Annotated in this window: 16 protein-coding genes; 9 read left to right on the forward strand and 7 right to left on the reverse strand. The window is 60.5% G+C overall.

Annotated features, from left to right (window positions below; translation table 11 throughout):
* Positions 1 to 2: 2 nt before the first annotated feature.
* The 5 genes from etfA to AB4O11_RS06085 form a co-directional block, all read right to left on the reverse strand.
* Positions 3 to 1223 carry an electron transfer flavoprotein subunit alpha gene (gene etfA, locus AB4O11_RS06065; RefSeq protein ID WP_460089134.1) on the reverse strand — a complete coding sequence of 407 codons (1221 nt, stop codon included), beginning with the start codon at positions 1221 to 1223 and terminating at the stop codon, positions 3 to 5.
* Positions 1223 to 3172 carry a dimethylglycine demethylation protein DgcB gene (gene dgcB, locus AB4O11_RS06070; protein WP_186619988.1) on the reverse strand — a complete coding sequence of 650 codons (1950 nt, stop codon included), beginning with the start codon at positions 3170 to 3172 and terminating at the stop codon, positions 1223 to 1225. The genes etfA and dgcB overlap by 1 nt, the downstream gene beginning before the upstream one ends.
* A 164-nt stretch (positions 3173 to 3336) precedes the next feature.
* Entirely contained in the window at positions 3337 to 5397 is a 2061-nt protein-coding gene (gene dgcA / locus AB4O11_RS06075; protein ID WP_099757377.1) for a dimethylglycine demethylation protein DgcA, read from the reverse strand.
* A gap of 15 nt (positions 5398 to 5412) precedes the next feature.
* Positions 5413 to 5943, reverse strand: coding sequence for a DUF5943 domain-containing protein (locus tag AB4O11_RS06080; protein ID WP_005792152.1), 531 nt, complete (start codon positions 5941 to 5943; stop codon positions 5413 to 5415).
* 106 nt (positions 5944 to 6049) lie between these two features.
* Complete coding sequence (locus AB4O11_RS06085; RefSeq protein ID WP_460130344.1) at positions 6050 to 7027, reverse strand: dipeptidase; 978 nt, start codon at positions 7025 to 7027, stop codon at positions 6050 to 6052.
* A 234-nt stretch (positions 7028 to 7261) separates the two neighbouring features.
* Here AB4O11_RS06085 and AB4O11_RS06090 point away from each other — a divergent pair, with 234 nt between their 5' ends.
* The 3 genes from AB4O11_RS06090 to AB4O11_RS06100 all read left to right on the forward strand — a co-directional run bounded on the left by AB4O11_RS06090 (position 7262) and on the right by AB4O11_RS06100 (position 8534).
* Positions 7262 to 7663 carry a lysozyme inhibitor LprI family protein gene (locus AB4O11_RS06090; protein WP_186619990.1) on the forward strand — a complete coding sequence of 134 codons (402 nt, stop codon included), beginning with the start codon at positions 7262 to 7264 and terminating at the stop codon, positions 7661 to 7663.
* A gap of 101 nt (positions 7664 to 7764) precedes the next feature.
* Positions 7765 to 8088, forward strand: coding sequence for a helix-turn-helix domain-containing protein (locus tag AB4O11_RS06095; RefSeq protein ID WP_093429897.1), 324 nt, complete (start codon positions 7765 to 7767; stop codon positions 8086 to 8088).
* A gap of 29 nt (positions 8089 to 8117) precedes the next feature.
* Positions 8118 to 8534, forward strand: coding sequence for a DUF3010 family protein (locus AB4O11_RS06100; RefSeq protein WP_186619993.1), 417 nt, complete (start codon positions 8118 to 8120; stop codon positions 8532 to 8534).
* Between the two features lie 140 nt (positions 8535 to 8674).
* Here AB4O11_RS06100 and AB4O11_RS06105 read toward each other — a convergent pair whose 3' ends face one another.
* Positions 8675 to 9619 carry a GlxA family transcriptional regulator gene (locus AB4O11_RS06105; protein WP_093429895.1) on the reverse strand — a complete coding sequence of 315 codons (945 nt, stop codon included), beginning with the start codon at positions 9617 to 9619 and terminating at the stop codon, positions 8675 to 8677.
* A 206-nt stretch (positions 9620 to 9825) separates the two neighbouring features.
* On the opposite strand from AB4O11_RS06105, the gene AB4O11_RS06110 reads away from it, so the two are divergent.
* From AB4O11_RS06110 to AB4O11_RS06135, 6 genes are all read left to right on the forward strand, one after another.
* Positions 9826 to 10770, forward strand: a complete 945-nt coding sequence (locus tag AB4O11_RS06110) for a choline ABC transporter substrate-binding protein (protein ID WP_095050254.1) — start codon at positions 9826 to 9828, stop codon at positions 10768 to 10770.
* A 119-nt stretch (positions 10771 to 10889) separates the two neighbouring features.
* Entirely contained in the window at positions 10890 to 11777 is an 888-nt protein-coding gene (locus AB4O11_RS06115; RefSeq protein ID WP_093429893.1) for a beta-keto acid cleavage family enzyme, read from the forward strand.
* Positions 11778 to 11918: 141 nt separating this feature from the next.
* Complete coding sequence (locus AB4O11_RS06120) at positions 11919 to 12884, forward strand: L-carnitine dehydrogenase (protein ID WP_093429892.1); 966 nt, start codon at positions 11919 to 11921, stop codon at positions 12882 to 12884.
* Between the two features lie 337 nt (positions 12885 to 13221).
* Positions 13222 to 13698 carry a thioesterase family protein gene (locus AB4O11_RS06125; protein WP_460130345.1) on the forward strand — a complete coding sequence of 159 codons (477 nt, stop codon included), beginning with the start codon at positions 13222 to 13224 and terminating at the stop codon, positions 13696 to 13698.
* A gap of 23 nt (positions 13699 to 13721) precedes the next feature.
* The gene (locus tag AB4O11_RS06130) at positions 13722 to 14885 is read left to right on the forward strand and encodes a gamma-butyrobetaine dioxygenase (RefSeq protein WP_460130346.1); all 1164 of its coding nucleotides are present in this window, start codon (positions 13722 to 13724) and stop codon (positions 14883 to 14885) included.
* Between the two features lie 387 nt (positions 14886 to 15272).
* Complete coding sequence (locus AB4O11_RS06135; protein WP_093429889.1) at positions 15273 to 15536, forward strand: hypothetical protein; 264 nt, start codon at positions 15273 to 15275, stop codon at positions 15534 to 15536.
* 165 nt (positions 15537 to 15701) lie between these two features.
* On the opposite strand, the gene gbdR is transcribed toward AB4O11_RS06135, so the two are convergent.
* The gene (gene gbdR, locus AB4O11_RS06140) at positions 15702 to 16805 is read right to left on the reverse strand and encodes a choline metabolism transcriptional regulator GbdR (protein ID WP_007949927.1); all 1104 of its coding nucleotides are present in this window, start codon (positions 16803 to 16805) and stop codon (positions 15702 to 15704) included.
* Positions 16806 to 16818: the final 13 nt, after the last annotated feature.

Below are 16818 nucleotides of genomic sequence, written 5' to 3' on the forward strand. Positions count from 1 at the left end.
CCTTAAGCCGCATCGCGCTTGGCTTCGTTGCGGTAAGCCGCCACCGCCTCGATCAACGCCTGAAGAATCTCTGCGCTCTCGCCGATCACGGAGAGGTCGGCACGCTTGATCATGTCGCAACCCGGATCGAGGTTGATCGCCACCACCTTGTCGCAGGCACCAATGCCTTGCAGATGCTGGATCGCGCCAGAGATGCCCACAGCCACATAGACCCGCGCGGTAACCCAGGTGCCGGACGCGCCGACCTGGCGATCACGGGCCATGAAGCCATCGTCCACCGCCACCCGCGACGCGCCTTCGGTAGCGCCGAGTGCCGCCGCCGTTTCGTGGAACAGCGCCCAGTCCTTGACCCCGTTGCCGCCGGAGAAAATGAACTCCGCTTCGGCCATAGGAATTGCTGCCGGGTCGACCGCCACGGCGCCGAGATCTTCAATCCGCGACAGGCTGCGCGCTACTGTTGTGGATAACTCCACCGACAAGGCTTCATGACGGGTTTCGCTGACCGGTTCGGCGCATTCAGCGGCGGCCAGAATCAACCGTGCGAACGGACGGGCGAGGTCTTGCAGACCCGCACCGGCACGGCCGATGCATTCCTGATCCTTGACCTGCCAGACTCGCGTGGCCGGGCGCTCGCCCAGTGCAGCGGCAAAACGCCGGCCGAGTTCGCCGCCACCGCTGCGACTGTCTGGGAGCAGCCAGTGACGCGGGTTGAACTGGTTATCCACAGCGCGCAAACCTTGCACGCGTTGCTCCGGTGCATAACCACTAAAGGCTTCGCCTTCGAGCACCAGCAAACGATCGACGCCTGCTGTGGCGAAGGCGTTTTCCTTGTGCTCGCCAAAGACCACCGCCAGCACCGCGCCGTCATTGCCGGCGAGCTGATGAGCGAGGCCGAGCAAGTCGCGATCGTGGCTGCTCAGGCGGCCGCCGACCATTTCCGGCACCACACTGATATAGAACGCCGGGGCCGGCACCTGATGCAGCGGCAATTGCACTTCAACCGTGGCCGAACGTTTGACCGCCCCGCCCTGTTGCGCGCCGCTGCGATCGATCCGCTTGATGCCGTTGGGGCCGATAAAACCAATACCGTGCAGGTTCTTGCGGATGATGCCGTTGGGCCCCATCCAGCTGTGTTGCGCCGGTTGCATCGCCGCGTGCAGCGGATGCAGGCGGTTACGCGCAATCCATTCGGCGCGTGGGTCGCGGCGGATAATGTCGCTCATCAATGGGCCTCCGCAGGTTCACGTTTGGCCGGGGTGGCAGGCTTGTTCGGCGCGGCGTCTTCGAGCAACGCGTCGGCCACCAGTTCGGCGATGTCCTTGATCAGCGGACGCGGTTCGACCACGCCTTCGAGCATCGCCGTGCACTGTGGACAACCCACGGCCACCAGTTCGGCGCCGGTCTCGCGGATGTCTTCCATGCGCATATCAGGAATCCGTTGCTTACCCGGAATGTCGGTGATCGGCGCCCCGCCACCGCCGCCGCAGCAACGCGAGCGGAAGCCGGAACGTTGCATCTCTTTGACCTCGATGCCGAGGGCACGCAGCACTTCGCGCGGCGCTTCGTACTCGCCGTTGTAACGACCGAGGTAGCACGGGTCGTGATAGGTCACGCTGTTGCCTTTGTGCTGACCGAGGTTCAGCGCACCGGCCTGAATGATTTCCGCCATGTAGGTACTGTGGTGCTGCACCAGGTAGTTGCCGTCGAAGGCGCCATATTCGTTTTTCAGCACATGGAAACTGTGCGGATCGCAGGTGACGATGCGGTTGAAGCTGTATTTGGCCAAGGTCTGGATATTGCGTTTGGCGAGCAACTGGAAGGTCGCTTCATCGCCCAGACGACGGGCCACGTCACCGCTGTCACGTTCTTCCAGCCCCAATACGGCGAAGTCGATTTTTGCCGCTTTCAGTACTTTGACGAACGCGCGCAAAGTGCGCTGGTTGCGCATGTCGAAGGCACCGTCGCCGACCCAGAACAGCACGTCAGTGGATTTCTTCTCGCTGAGCAGATTGAGGTTCAAGTCCGCTGCCCAGTTCATCCGTCCGCCCGGGGCAAAACCGCCGGGGTTGTCGGTGGCAATGAGGTTTTCGAGGACTTCTGCGCCCTTGTTCGGGGTTGCGCCTTTTTCCAGGGTCAAATGGCGACGCATGTCGACGATGGCATCGACGTGCTCGATCATCATCGGGCACTCCTCGACGCAGGCACGGCAGGTGGTGCACGACCACAGGGTTTCGGCGTCGACCAGACCGTTGACGATGGGTTGATGGGGATCGCCGCTGTGCTCGCCAATTGGTTTGCCGGGATACGGACTGCCGGCGAACTTGGCATCGGTGCCGCCAGCGAGGCCGACGACCATGTCCTGAATCAGTTTTTTCGGGTTCAACGGCTGGCCGGCGGCGAAGGCCGGGCACGCCGCTTCGCACTTGCCGCACTGCACGCAGGCGTCAAAGCCGAGCAACTGGTTCCAGGTGAAATCCTTGGGTCTCTCAACACCCAACGGCGCTGACGGATCATTGAGATCCAACGGCTTCAAACCCGTGGAACGGCCGCCGCCAAAACGTTCGGCGCGACGGTGCCAGGCCAAGTGCAAGGCACCGGCAAAGGCGTGTTTCATCGGCCCGCCCCAGGTCATGCCGAAGAACAGTTCCGACACGCCCCACAACACGCCGATCCCGAGGATGACCGCGAGTATCCAGCCGCCAAAGTTCACCGGAAGAATTCCGGCCACTGGCAAGGTCAGCAGAAAGAACGACGCCGAGAACGCCAGCAGGCTTTTCGGCAGGCGCATCCACGGGCCTTTCGACAGCCGCGCCGGCGGGTTGCGCCGACGCAGATAAACGAAGATCGCACCGACGAACATCACCGCCGTCATCAGCAGCAAGGCATAACCGAGGATGCGATTGTGCAGGCCAAAACCATGCACCAGCAGCGCCAGCACAATCGACGCCACCGCACCGCCGGCCGTGGCCACGTGGGTGTTGGCGATGTATTTGTCCCGCGCCACGACATGGTGCAAGTCGACCATGTAGCGCTTGGGCATGGCGAACAGGCCGCCGATCAGATCGACCTTCGAGGCCCGGCCCCGACGCCACATCGCTACCCGTCGCAACGCACCAAGGACACCAAGGCCCAGGGCGGCGAACAACAGGATTGGAAGAAGGGTGTTCAACATAGGTGAAGCTCCCAAAGACCGCAGGGTCTTGCAGGTCGAGTTGCCTTACTCGGTCACTGTGGGAGCGAGCTTGCTCGCGAAGGCGGACTGACATTCAACATCGATGTCGACTGATCCACCGCTTTCGCGAGCAAGCTCGCTCCCACAGGGTTGTGTGCAAGCCTTTAGAAGTCTTTACACAGTCTGAGCGCGTCATAGATCGCGGCGTGGGTGTTGCGCTGCGCCACGCAGTCGCCGATGCGGAACAGCAAGTAGCCTTCGCCCGCCTCGCTCAGCGAAGGTTGCGGCTGGATCGCGAACAACGCTTCAACGTCGATCTGGCCCTTGTTGCGCGAACCCTCTTTGAGCGCGTAGTAGATTTCTTCATCCGGACGCACGCCGTTCTCCACCACCACCTGATCGACCACCCGCTCCTCTTTGGCGCCGGTGTATTCGTTTTCCAGCACCGCGACCAGTTTGTCGCCTTCGCGGTAGACCTTCTCCAGCATCATGTCGCCGGTCATGATCACTTCTTTCGGGTACATGCTGCGGTAGTAGGTCGGGAACGACGTACCGCCGATGGCCACGCCCGGTTTGATGTCGTCGGTGACGATCTCGACCTGGCTGCCTTTGTCGGCGAGGAAGTCAGCAACCGACATCCCGGTGAACTCGCAAATGGTGTCGTAGACCAGCACGTTCTTGCCCGGCGCAACCTTGCCGTCGAGCACGTCCCAACTGCTGACCACCAAGCCTTCGGCGGCGCCCCAGTGTTCGTTCTGTTCCAGGTACGGATGCCCGCCGACCGCCAGCACCACCACGTCCGGACGCAAGTCCATGATGGTCTCGGCATCAGCCGCCGTGCCCAGACGCAGATCGACTTTCAGCCGCGCCAGTTCCAGCTGGAACCAGCGGGTAATACCGGCGATCTGGTCACGCTGCGGCGCTTTCGATGCGGTAGTGATCTGCCCGCCGATGAATTCCTTCTTCTCGAACAGGGTCACGTCGTGGCCTCGCTCGGCAGCAACACGTGCCGCTTCCATCCCGGCAGGGCCGGCACCGACGATCACCACTTTGCGCTTCGGCCCGGTGGATTTCTCGATGATGTGCGGCACGCCCATGTATTCGCGGGACGTCGCGGCATTCTGGATGCACAGCACGTCGAGGCCTTGATACTGGCGGTCGATGCAGTAGTTGGCGCCGACGCACTGTTTGATCTGATCGATCTGGCCCATCTTGATCTTGGCGATCAGGTGCGGATCAGCGATGTGCGCACGGGTCATGCCGACCATGTCGACGTAACCGCCCTCAAGAATCCGTGTGGCCTGGTTCGGGTCCTTGATGTTCTGTGCGTGCAGCACCGGCACCTTGACCACTTCCTTGATCCCAGCGGCCAGATGCAGGAACGGCTCCGGTGGATAACTCATGTTCGGAATCACGTTGGCCAGGGTGTTGTGGGTGTCACAACCCGAGCCGACGACGCCGATGAAATCGAGCATGCCGGTGTCGTCGTAATACTTGGCGATCTGCTTCATGTCCTCGTGGGACAAACCGTCCGGGTGGAACTCGTCACCGCACAGACGCATGCCCACGCAAAAGTCATCACCAACCTCGGCGCGCACGGCTTTCAACACTTCCAGACCGAACTTCATCCGGCCTTCGAAGGTGCCGCCCCATTCATCGGTACGCTTGTTGACGCGCGGGCTCCAGAACTGGTCGATCATGTGCTGGTGCACCGCCGACAGTTCAACGCCGTCGAGACCACCGGCCTTGGCCCGGCGCGCAGCCTGGGCGTAGTTGCCGATCACCCGCCAGATTTCTTCTGGTTCGATGGTTTTGCAGGTGGCGCGGTGCACCGGTTCACGGATGCCCGACGGCGACATCAGCGTCGGCCAGTTGAAGCCGTCCCAGCGCGAGCGGCGGCCCATGTGGGTAATCTGAATCATGATCTTGGCGCCATGCTTGTGCATGGCGTCGGCCAGATTCTGGAAGTGCGGGATGATCCGGTCGGTCGACAGGTTGACCGAGCTCCACCATTCCTGCGGGCTGTCGATGGCGACCACGGAGGAGCCGCCACAGATCGCCAGGCCGATGCCGCCCTTGGCTTTCTCTTCATAGTATTTGACGTAGCGGTCGGTGGTCATGCCGCCGTCCGTTGCGTAGACCTCAGCGTGCGCGGTGCTGAGCACGCGGTTGCGGATGGTCAGTTTGCCGATCTGGATCGGCTGGAACATTGCTTCGAAAGCCATGGCGGGTTCCTCGACTTACAACGGCTTGACGGTGAACAGGCCGTCGTCGTGGCCTTCTTCGGAGCCACCGTAGACTTGCTCGGCGACGGTGCGAATCTTGCTGCCGCGAGCCTCAAGAATCTGATCCATGGCCCCGGCAAACCAACCGGTGAACATGTAATCGACTTTGCGCCCGACCTTGCCGTACACGTAGACGAACGCCGAGTGTTCGAGCTTGACGCTGGCAGTGCCTTTGTCGAGGTCGATATCCTGAATCTTGAACAGACCCCAGCCGCGTTGCGACAAGCGCTTCATGTAGTGCTCGAACACCGCGACGCCTTCCAGGCCGTGGCATTCAGCTTCTTTCTCGCACCAGTGCCAGGCGGATTTGTAGCCGGCCTTATAGAGGATTTCGGCGTAGGCGTCGGCGCCCAAAACTTCTTCGATGCCCATGTGGTTATTGACGAAGAAGTGACGCGGTACGTAGAGCATCGGCAGGGCGTCGGAGGTCCAGACACCGGTTTCGCTGTCGACTTCGATTGGCAATTGCGGGGCGATCTTGGCCATGGAAACTTAACTCCAGAAAAATAGTGGATTCAGTGGTGACCGCTGCCCTCACCCCAGCCCTCTCCCACAGGAGAGGGGGCAGATCGGCGGCGGTCTTGAGTCAGCGTTACTCGCCCCAGACGTCTTTCAGGACGTTGACCCAGTTTTCGCCCATGATCTTGCGCACGACGCGCTCGGAATGGCCGCGCTTGAGCAGGGTTTCGGTCAGGTTCGGGAACTCGCCGACGGTGCGGATGCCCAGCGGGTTGATGATCTTGCCGAAGCTGGTCAGACGGCGGGCGTAGCCCTTGTCGTGGGTCAGGTATTCGAAGAAGTCCTGGCCGTGACCCCGGGTGAAGTCGGTGCCGATGCCGATGGCGTCTTCGCCGACGATGTTCATGGTGTATTCGATCGCTTCGGCGTAGTCGTCGATGGTCGAATCGATGCCCTTGGCGAGGAACGGCGCGAACATGGTTACGCCGACGAAGCCGCCGTGGTCGGCGATGAACTTCAATTCTGCATCGGACTTGTTGCGCGGGTGCTCTTTGAGACCCGACGGCAGGCAGTGGGAATAGCAGACCGGTTTTTTCGATTCGAGGATGACTTCTTCGGAAGTCTTCGAGCCGACGTGGGACAGGTCGCACATGACGCCGACGCGGTTCATCTCGGCGACGATCTCGCGACCGAAACCCGACAGGCCGCCGTCACGCTCATAGCAACCGGTGCCGACCAGGTTCTGGGTGTTGTAGCACATCTGCACGATGCCGACGCCGAGCTGCTTGAACACTTCGACATAGCCGATCTGGTCTTCAAACGCGTGAGCATTCTGGAAGCCGAAGAGGATGCCGGTCTTGCCTTGCTCCTTGGCGCGACGGATGTCGGCGGTGGTGCGCACCGGCATCACCAGGTCGCCGTTTTCGCGGATCAGCTTCTGGCTGGCGGCAATATTGTTCACGGTCGCCTGAAAGCCTTCCCACACCGACACAGTGCAGTTGGCTGCCGTCAGACCGCCCTTGCGCATGTCTTCGAACAGCTCGCGGTTCCATTTGGCAATGATCAGACCGTCGATAACGATGCTGTCGGCGTGTAATTCGGCTGGGCTCATCAGGCGTCCCCTTATTGGCGATTCATGCGCCGAATCGTCTGCCGGCGCTTTGGGGCCAGCATATGCCTCGGTGCCGGGGCGACCGGGTGCAAAAACGACAGGGGAATTGCCGAAAGCGTCAATCCGCGACAAAGGGTCGCCAGACGCTCCGATCAGCTACCTGTTCAAGCCCGCCAGCTTGAGCCAGAATCTGGCCCATCTTGGAAACACCACTGGATTAGAGCGGCGACAACAATGAAATCGATCTTCCTGGCTTTGGCTTTGCTTGCGACCGGCGTGCACGCCGCTGAAGAGTCCGACAACAACCCGTGCGACGCCGTCGAAAACGACGTCCAGACCCTGGAATGCTCGACCTATAGCCGCACCACCGCCGAAGACCTGCTCAAGGACAACTACGCCAGCCTCAACGAACGCATGCAGACGGCGTATGGCAAGAACCCGACGCAATTGGCGGACATTACCGCCAAGATCAAGACGGCTCAGCAGCAGTGGTTGAAGACGCGGGACGCGGATTGTGCGGTGGAAGCGTTTCCGGCGACCGAAGGCAGCAAGGCGTTCAAGATTGCGCAGAACGATTGCGTGGCGCGGATGAGTGATGAACGGTCGGAGTTTTTGGAGTCTATTGGGCAGGAGTGATCCTGACTTCTCGCAACATGCGGTCAAACTTGTTGATTGGCTTTGGGAAAAATATAAGCAAAGATTCTGAAATCTTATAAAAGACTTATATTTCTCCTAATATGAAGTTACCCACAGATATCCAAATCATCAACGACGCCGAGGGCAACCCCGCCTTCGTCGTCATCCCTTACGCGCAGTACGTTGCGCAGAAAATGCAGCCCGACCTGATTCCCCATGAGGTCGTCAGTCGGATGGTCGATGGGGCAACACCGATCCGTGCCTGGCGCGAACACCTCAACCTGACTCAAGAAGAAGTCGCCAAACGCATGGGTATTTCGCAACCGGCGTTTGCCCAGCAGGAAACAGTCGCCAAGCCTCGCAAGGTTACGCGTGAGAAAATTGCGTCGGCGTTCGGCATCACCGCCAATCAGCTAGAGCTGTAAGCTGCCCTCTTCACTTCAAGGAATTCCCCATGAACATCTGCGGCATCGAAATCAAAGGCAGCGAAGCGATCATCGCCGTGGCCGCTCTCGACGGTTCGAACCTGAGCCACGTTCCCCTCGCCACCAAGAAGATTGCCCTCGAAGACGATGACGAGGCGGCGAACGTGAAGATGTTTGCGGCGCAGGTGGCGTCGTTTGTGCGGGAGAATTCGGTTGACCGGATTGCGATCAAGAAGCGCAGCAAGAAGGGCGAGTTTGCCGGTGGCCCGACGACGTTCAAGATTGAGGGGATTTTGCAGTTGCTGGATGGTTGCGAGGTGACGTTGTTGTCGCCGCAGACGATCAATGCGCAGGCGAAGAAGCATAATTTCGAGCTGCCGGGGACGTTGAACAAGTATCAGCATGAGGCTTATAAAGCGGCGTGTTCGGCGTTAATGAAGAAGTAACCCGATTTCCGAAATCACAGTAAATCCATGTGGGAGCGAGCTTGCTCGCGAAGAGGGAGTGTCAGTCGACAGTTTTTTTGAATGCTCTACCGCATTCGCGAGCAAGCTCGCTCCCACAGGTTTATTTGCTGGTCTCAAGATCAGGCCTGGGCGGTACGGCGGTCTTCACGCGGGCAGCGGGCGAAGCGTGCCCGGTAGCTGCGGGTGAAGTACGACGGCGATTCGAAGCCGCAGGCGATGCTGACTTCGAGCACGCTCATGTCGGTTTGGCGCAATAACTGCCGGGCTTTTTCCAGCCGTAACCTGAGATAGAAATTGCTCGGTGTATCGTTCAGATGCAGCCGAAACAAGCGCTCCAATTGCCGCCGCGTGACCTTGATCGATTCTGCCAATTGCAAAGTAGTCAGCGGCGGTTCGCTGTGCTGCTCCATCTCGCCGATCACCTGAACCAGCTTCTTGTTATTGATGCCATAACGCGTGGCGACTTCCATGCGCTGGTGGTCTTTGCGCGGACGAATGCGCCCCAGCACAAACTGCTCGCTGACCTGAATCGCCAGTTGCGGGCCATGGGCCTGGGCGATCAGATCGAGCATTAAATCGATGGACGCCGTGCCGCCCGCCGAGGTGATGCGCCGGCGGTCGATCTCGAACAGTTCCTGGGTGACGCTGAGCGTTGGATAAGATTCCTTGAATGCGTCGATGGCTTCCCAGTGCAGGGTCAGGCGATGACCGTCGAGCAGACCTGCTTCAGCGAGGACAAAGCTGCCGGTGTCGATAGCACCGAGGGTCACGCCTTCGTTATCCAGTCGCCGCAACCAGTGTTCAAGGGTTGGCGTGGCGAACTTCAGCGGTTCAAACCCGGCCACCACCAGCAGCGTCGCGCCTTTCTTCAGCGGCTCCAGCGCCGCATCGGCGTTGACCGACATGCCATTGCTCGCCAGCACCGCCCCGCCGTCGGCGCTGAGCACGTGCCAGCGGTACAACTCGCCACGAAAGCGGTTGGCCACGCGCAGCGGTTCGATCGCCGAAATAAAGCCGATGGCGGAGAACCCCGGCATCAGCAGAAAGTAGAAATCCTGGGACATGGGCGCACTCGATTCGCGGGTAACGAGAGGGAGGGGAGCGTGGCTCGTTGATACGCCGATTGTCGTCAGCGTTCAAGCGCACAGGTCGCTACAGTGCAAATGCCAGTCGCCGCAGTGCGCTTTCATGGGCGTATAGCTGCGTAACTTTGCATCACCGGCACGACAGATGCCGGAACTCACAATAACGACCTGCCGAGGAACCCGACATGAAACGACTGATCAGCAGCTGTGTTCTTGCACTCAGCGGTACCGCTTTCTTGAGCGCCAGCGTCATGGCGGCCGAACCTGCGTCATGCCAGAACGTACGCATGGGCGTGGTCAACTGGACCGACGTGATCGCCACCAGTGCCATGACCCAGGTCCTGCTCGACGGCCTCGGCTACAACACCAAACAAACCAGCGCGTCCCAGCAAATCATCTTCGCCGGGATCCGCGATCAGCGCCTGGACCTGTTCCTCGGTTACTGGAACCCGCTGATGACCCAGACCATCACGCCGTTTGTCGACGCCAATCAGGTCAAAGTTCTTGAAGCACCAAGCCTGAAAGACGCTCGCGCGACCCTCGCCGTACCGACCTATCTGGCCGACAAGGGCCTGAAAACCTTCGCCGACATCGCCAAGTTTGAAAAAGAACTGGGCGGCAAGATCTACGGCATCGAGCCGGGCTCGGGCGCCAACACGCAGATCAAGGCAATGATCGCCAAGAACCAGTTCGGCCTCGGCAAGTTCCAGTTGGTCGAGTCGAGCGAGGCCGGCATGCTCGCCGCCGTCGACCGTGCTGTGCGCCGCAAAGAGGCCGTGGTCTTCTTTGGCTGGGCGCCGCACCCGATGAACGTCAACGTCAAGATGACTTATCTGACCGGCAGCGACGACGCCCTCGGCCCGAATGAAGGCATGGCCACCGTGTGGACAGTGACCGCGCCGAAATACGCCGAGCAGTGCCCGAACATTGGTCGCCTGCTGACCAACCTGACGTTCACCGCCGAGGACGAGAGCCGGATGATGCAGCCGCTGCTCGACCACAAGGACGCTTTCGAATCGGCCAAGCAATGGCTCAAGGATCACCCCGAAGACAAGCAGCGCTGGCTGGAAGGTGTGACCACGTTCGATGGCAAACCGGCGGCTGAAAACCTGCAACTGACCAGCAAATAACCCTCTCATTTAAAAGCCCCTCACCCTAGCCCTCTCCCAAGGGGAGAGGGAACCGGACGAAGCTCGCAGCCCCGAAAAGGGCTGCGGACAGACCCATCACGCCTGAAGGAAACCGCACCATGAACCACGACGTCATCATCACCTGCGCACTCACCGGTGCTGGCGACACGACCGCCAAGAGCCCGCACGTGCCGGTCACCCCGAAACAAATTGCTGCTGCTGCGGTGGAAGCGGCCAAGGCCGGCGCCACGGTTGTGCACTGCCATGTGCGCGATCCGCAGACCGGCAAGTTCAGCCGTGACGTGGCGCTGTACCGCGAAGTGATGGAGCGCATCCGCGAGGCCGACGTCGACATCATCGTCAACCTCACCGCCGGCATGGGCGGCGACCTGGAAATCGGCGCTGGCGAGAACCCGATGGAGTTTGGCCCGAATACCGATCTGGTCGGCCCGTTGACTCGTCTGGCTCACGTTGAAGCGCTGTTACCGGAAATCTGCACCCTCGATTGCGGCACGCTGAACTTCGGCGATGGCGACACCATTTACGTCTCCACACCGGCGCAACTGCGTGCCGGCGCCAAGCGCATTACCGAGCTGGGCGTGAAGGCCGAGCTGGAGATTTTCGACACCGGTCACCTGTGGTTCGCCAAGCAGATGATCAAGGAAGGTCTGCTCGATAACCCGTTGTTCCAGCTGTGCCTGGGCATCCCGTGGGGCGCGCCGGCGGATACCACCACGATGAAAGCCATGGTCGACAACCTGCCCGCCGATGCGGTGTGGGCCGGGTTTGGCATTGGCCGCATGCAGATGCCAATGGCCGCGCAAGCAGTGCTGCTCGGCGGCAACGTGCGGGTGGGGCTGGAAGACAACCTGTGGCTGGACAAAGGCGTGCTGGCGACCAACGGCCAACTGGTCGAACGCGCCACCGAAATCCTCAGCCGCCTCGGCGCCCGGGTGCTGACCCCGGCCGAGGGCCGCAAGAAAATGGGCCTGACCCAGCGCGGCTAACGAACTCACCTCAAAACCCTGTGGGAGCGAGCTTGCTCGCGAATGCGATGGATCTGCTGATGAAGATACTGCGGATGTACCGCCCCCTTCGCGAGCAAGCTCGCTCCCACAGTTGATCGCCGAACTATTCAGGAAATCACCATGAGCTTTATCACCGAAATCAAAACCTTCGCCGCGCTGGGCAGCGGTGTCATCGGCAGCGGCTGGGTATCCCGCGCCCTCGCCCATGGCCTGGATGTGATCGCCTGGGACCCGGCACCCGGTGCCGAAGCGGCACTGCGCAAACGCGTGGCCAACGCCTGGGGCGCGCTGGAAAAAAACGGTCTGGCACCGGGCGCTTCGCAGGATCGTCTGCGCTTCGTCGCGACCATCGAGGAGTGCGTGCGCGATGCCGATTTCATTCAGGAAAGCGCTCCGGAACGCCTGGAACTGAAACTCGATCTGCACAGCAAAATCAGCGCCGCGGCCAAGCCCAATGCGTTGATCGGTTCGAGTACCTCGGGCCTGCTGCCAAGTGAGTTCTACGAGAGCTCAACGCACCCTGAACGCTGCGTGGTCGGCCACCCGTTCAACCCGGTTTATCTGCTGCCGTTGGTCGAAGTCGTGGGTGGCAAGAACACCGCGCCCGAGGCCGTTCAGGCAGCGATGAAAGTCTACGAATCCCTCGGCATGCGTCCGCTGCACGTGCGCAAAGAAGTGCCGGGGTTTATCGCCGACCGCTTGCTCGAAGCGCTGTGGCGTGAGGCGCTGCACCTGGTCAACGATGGTGTCGCGACCACTGGCGAGATCGATGATGCGATCCGCTTTGGCGCCGGCCTGCGCTGGTCGTTCATGGGTACGTTCCTGACTTATACCTTGGCCGGGGGTGATGCCGGCATGCGCCACTTCATGTCGCAATTCGGCCCGGCGTTGCAGTTGCCGTGGACCTATCTGCCGGCGCCGGAACTGACTGACAAGTTGATTGATGATGTGGTTGATGGCACCAGTGATCAGCTTGGTCGTCACAGCATTTCGGCACTGGAGCGCTATCGTGATGATTGCTTGCTGGCGGTGCTTGAGGCGGTGAAGACCACAAAGGAAAAGCATGGGATGGCGTTCAGCGAGTAATGCGTTCGCGTCAGACCGCTGCCCTCACCCTAGCCCTCTCCCAGAGGTAGAGGGGACTGACCGCGTTGAGTGTGCAAGTTACGCCGACTTGCACCATCGAGCCGAATTCAAGACTTGAAAAGCTTGAAGATCAGCCCCCTTTCTCCTCTCCTCCATTGGGAAAGGGGACTGACCGCGGTGTTTTTCCCGAGCTACGCCGACTTGATCTATCGAGCCGAACTCAAGTTTTGAAAGGCCCCCGATCTACTCCCTTTCCCCCTCTCCCCTTGGGGGAGAGGGATGGGGTGAGGGGGTAGCTTTTGATCTTGAAGACCACCTAACTGCCGGAACCCAAACCATGCCCCAGCTCACCACGTACCAAACCCGAATCATCCCCGACTGGGTCGACTACAACGGCCACCTGCGCGACGCCTTCTACCTGCTGATTTTCAGCTACGCCACCGACGCCCTGATGGATCGCCTCGGCATGGACAGCAACAACCGCGAAGCCAGCGGCCACTCACTGTTCACCCTTGAACTGCACCTCAACTATCTGCACGAAGTGAAGCTCGACAGCGAAGTCGAAGTACGCACGCAAATCATCGCCCACGACAGCAAACGCCTGCACCTCTATCACAGCCTGCACAAGGTCGGTGACGAGCAGGAACTGGCCGGCAACGAACAGATGCTGTTGCACGTCGATCTCGCCGGCCCGCGTTCGGCGCCGTTCAGCGCGGACACCCTGAGCCGCCTGCAAAGCATCGTCGCCGATCAGCAAGACTTGCCCGCTCCCGCTTACATCGGCCGCGTTATCGCACTGCCACCCGCCAGGTAATCCATCGATCACAAGGAGCCGCCATGAACACCGCTGCCGCTGTTGCCGATTTCCGTACTTATCCGTTGATCAGCGCGCTCGGTGGCGTGCAGACCCTGGCGGATCGCGTTGCCATTGAATGGGCTGACGGTCGCGTCAGCCCGTTTCACCACGTCTGGTTGCGGGATAACTGCCCGTGCCCGCAGTGCGTCTACAACGTTACCCGCGAGCAGGTGTTCGAGATTGTCGATGTCGCTGAAGACCTCAAACCTGCCGCCGCCCATATCGATACCGACGGCTGCCTGCGCATCGACTGGCAGGACGGTCATCTCAGCCGTTTCGATCCCGGCTGGCTGCGCGCTCATGCCTATGACGATGAATCCCGCGCCGAACGCTTGGCCGGCAAACCTAAGTCTTATCTGTGGCGCAGCGATCTGCAGTTGCCAGTGTTCGAATATGCGGCATTGATGAACGACAACGCCGCCCTGCTGCAATGGCTGCTCGCCGTACGCGACATCGGCCTGACGCAAGTACGCGGCGTGCCCACCGAGGCCGGTTCACTGAAGCTCATCGCGCAACGCATTTCCTTCATTCGCGAGAGCAACTTCGGTGTGCTGTTCAACGTGCAATCCAAAGCCGATGCCGACAGCAATGCCTACACCGCTTTCAACCTGCCGTTGCACACCGATCTACCGACCCGCGAGCTGCAACCGGGGCTGCAATTTCTGCATTGCCTGGTGAATGACGCCGAGGGTGGCGAAAGTATTTTTGTCGACGGTTTTGCGATTGCCGATGCGTTGCGCAGTGAAGACCCTGCATCGTTTCAGGCGCTGTGTGAAATACCGGTGGAGTTTCGCAACAAGGATCGTCATAGCGACTATCGCTGCCTGGCGCCGATCATCGCTTTGGACGCCTTGGGACGCGTGGCGGAAATCCGCATGGCAAACTTTCTGCGCGGAGCGTTCGATACCTCGGTAGAGCAGATGCCGGTGCTTTATCGGGCTTATCGGCGGTTTATTGCGATGACCCGTGAGCCACGGTTTCGGCTCATGCAAAGGCTCAATCCCGGTGAGCTGTGGTGCTTCGATAATCGCCGCACGCTGCATGCGCGCAATGCGTTTGACCCGGCCACCGGGGCGCGGCACTTCCAAGGCTGCTATATCGACCGGGATGAGTTGTTGTCGCGGATTCTGGTGTTGCAGCGGTAGACAGCGTCATCGTTCTTCGCGAGCAGGCTCGCTCCCACATTCAACCTCATTCCCATGAATGAACGCGATCACCTGTGGGAGCGAGCTTGCTCGCGAAAGCGTCAGTCCAGACAACGCGTCACTAACTGAATCACAGACAAAAAAAGCCCCGATACCAGCCGTGACTGGATCGGGGCTCAAGCTACTGTTGAGGAGCTGCCAAGCGAGGGTGACCAAACCTTCGTGTTGCAAGCTGAGTTCAGTGTGCCCACTCCCTTGAGCGGCGAGTTAGCCGAAAACGACCTGTTCATAGCCGTCGCAGCCACTGCGACAAATCGCCCTTGCCGTGCTCCCGCATGGCTACCAGAATCGAGCCACGACCTCCGTTACCGAAGAAGGATGCGCGTCATGATGTATGCCGATTTGATCGATCAGGAAGATTTGCTGGGCCAGCTCAAGGCGTTGGGTTTCCAGGTGCCGAGCGGTTCAACGGCCGAGCAGGCTTGCGAATGCGCGGTGCGTGGCTTGGATAAGGCTCGGGCAAATGAACTGCGCAGGATGGTCAAGGAGATGTACACCAGCAGCGCGACGATTCTGCCGTGCGTACGTCAGGCGATCGACAAGCAGTTGTTGCCGGCATTGGCGGACTATCAGCAAAGCCATAGCGCCTGATAAATCCATTCGCGAGCAGGCTCGCTCCCACAGGGTTTGCGTCTGACACAATGATCGTTCCCACGCTATGCGTGGGAATGCCTCAACGGACGCTCCGCGTTCGGCCTTTTGGGACGCAGAGCGTCCCGGGCTGCGTTCCCACGCAGAGCGTGGGAACGATCCTCATCAGAGCCTTACGCTGGCAAACGTCGATTCATTGCGCGCCTGACTCAACGCCGACATCGGCCCCGACAGCGGCGACATCACGATGGCCTGCGGCAGCGGCAGCATCGCCACTTGCTGGGTGGTGTTGGACCCTACGCGCTCGTCACGCGGCGGAATGCCGAAGTATTCGCGATAGCACTTGGAAAAGTGCGGCGTCGAGACGAAACCACACACGGACGCCACTTCGATGATCGACATCGGCGTTTGCTTGAGCAACTGCCGGGCGCGGATCAGGCGCAGCTTCAAGTAGTAACGGGACGGCGAGCAGTGCAGGTATTTCTGAAACAGGCGCTCCAGCTGTCGACGCGACACGGCGACGTACACCGCCAGTTCATCGAGGTCGATCGGCTCTTCGAGGTTGGCTTCCATCAGCGCGACGATTTCCTGCAGCTTCGGCTGGTTGGTGCCGAGCATGTGCTTGAGCGGCACACGCTGGTGATCCTGTTCGTTGCGGATACGTTCGTAGACGAACATCTCCGAGATCGCGGCGGACAGTTCACGGCCGTGATCGCGACTGATCAGGTGCAGCATCATGTCCAGCGGCGCGGTACCGCCGGAGCTGGTGAAACGGTTACGGTCGAGGGTGAACAAACGGGTGCTCATGGCCACGCGCGGGAAAGCTTCCTGCATCGCCGCCAGACATTCCCAGTGCACGCTGCAATCGAAACCATCGAGCAACCCGGCGCAGGCCAAAGCCCAACTGCCGGTGCACACCGCGCCGAGACGCTTGGACTGACGCGCCTGGCTTTGCAGCCAGGAAACGTGTTCACGGGTAACAGTGCGTTGAATGCCGATGCCGCCGCAGACAATCACAGTGTCCAGTGGCGGGGCTTTGTGCATGGAGGCGTCTGGCGTGATTTGCAGACCGTCACTGGCCCACACCTGGCCGCCATCGACGGTGAGGGTACTCCAGCGATACAGCTCGCGACCGGACAATTGGTTGGCCATGCGCAGGGGTTCTACTGCGGACGCCAGAGAAATCAGCGTGAAATTGTCCAGCAGCAGAAAGCCGATGGATTGAGGCGCACGGTTCTGGGGTTGGGCCCCGGAGTTGAACGACGTCATCGCGGTATCTCCT

It is taken from the genome of Pseudomonas sp. H1_D05, assembly GCF_054682705.1.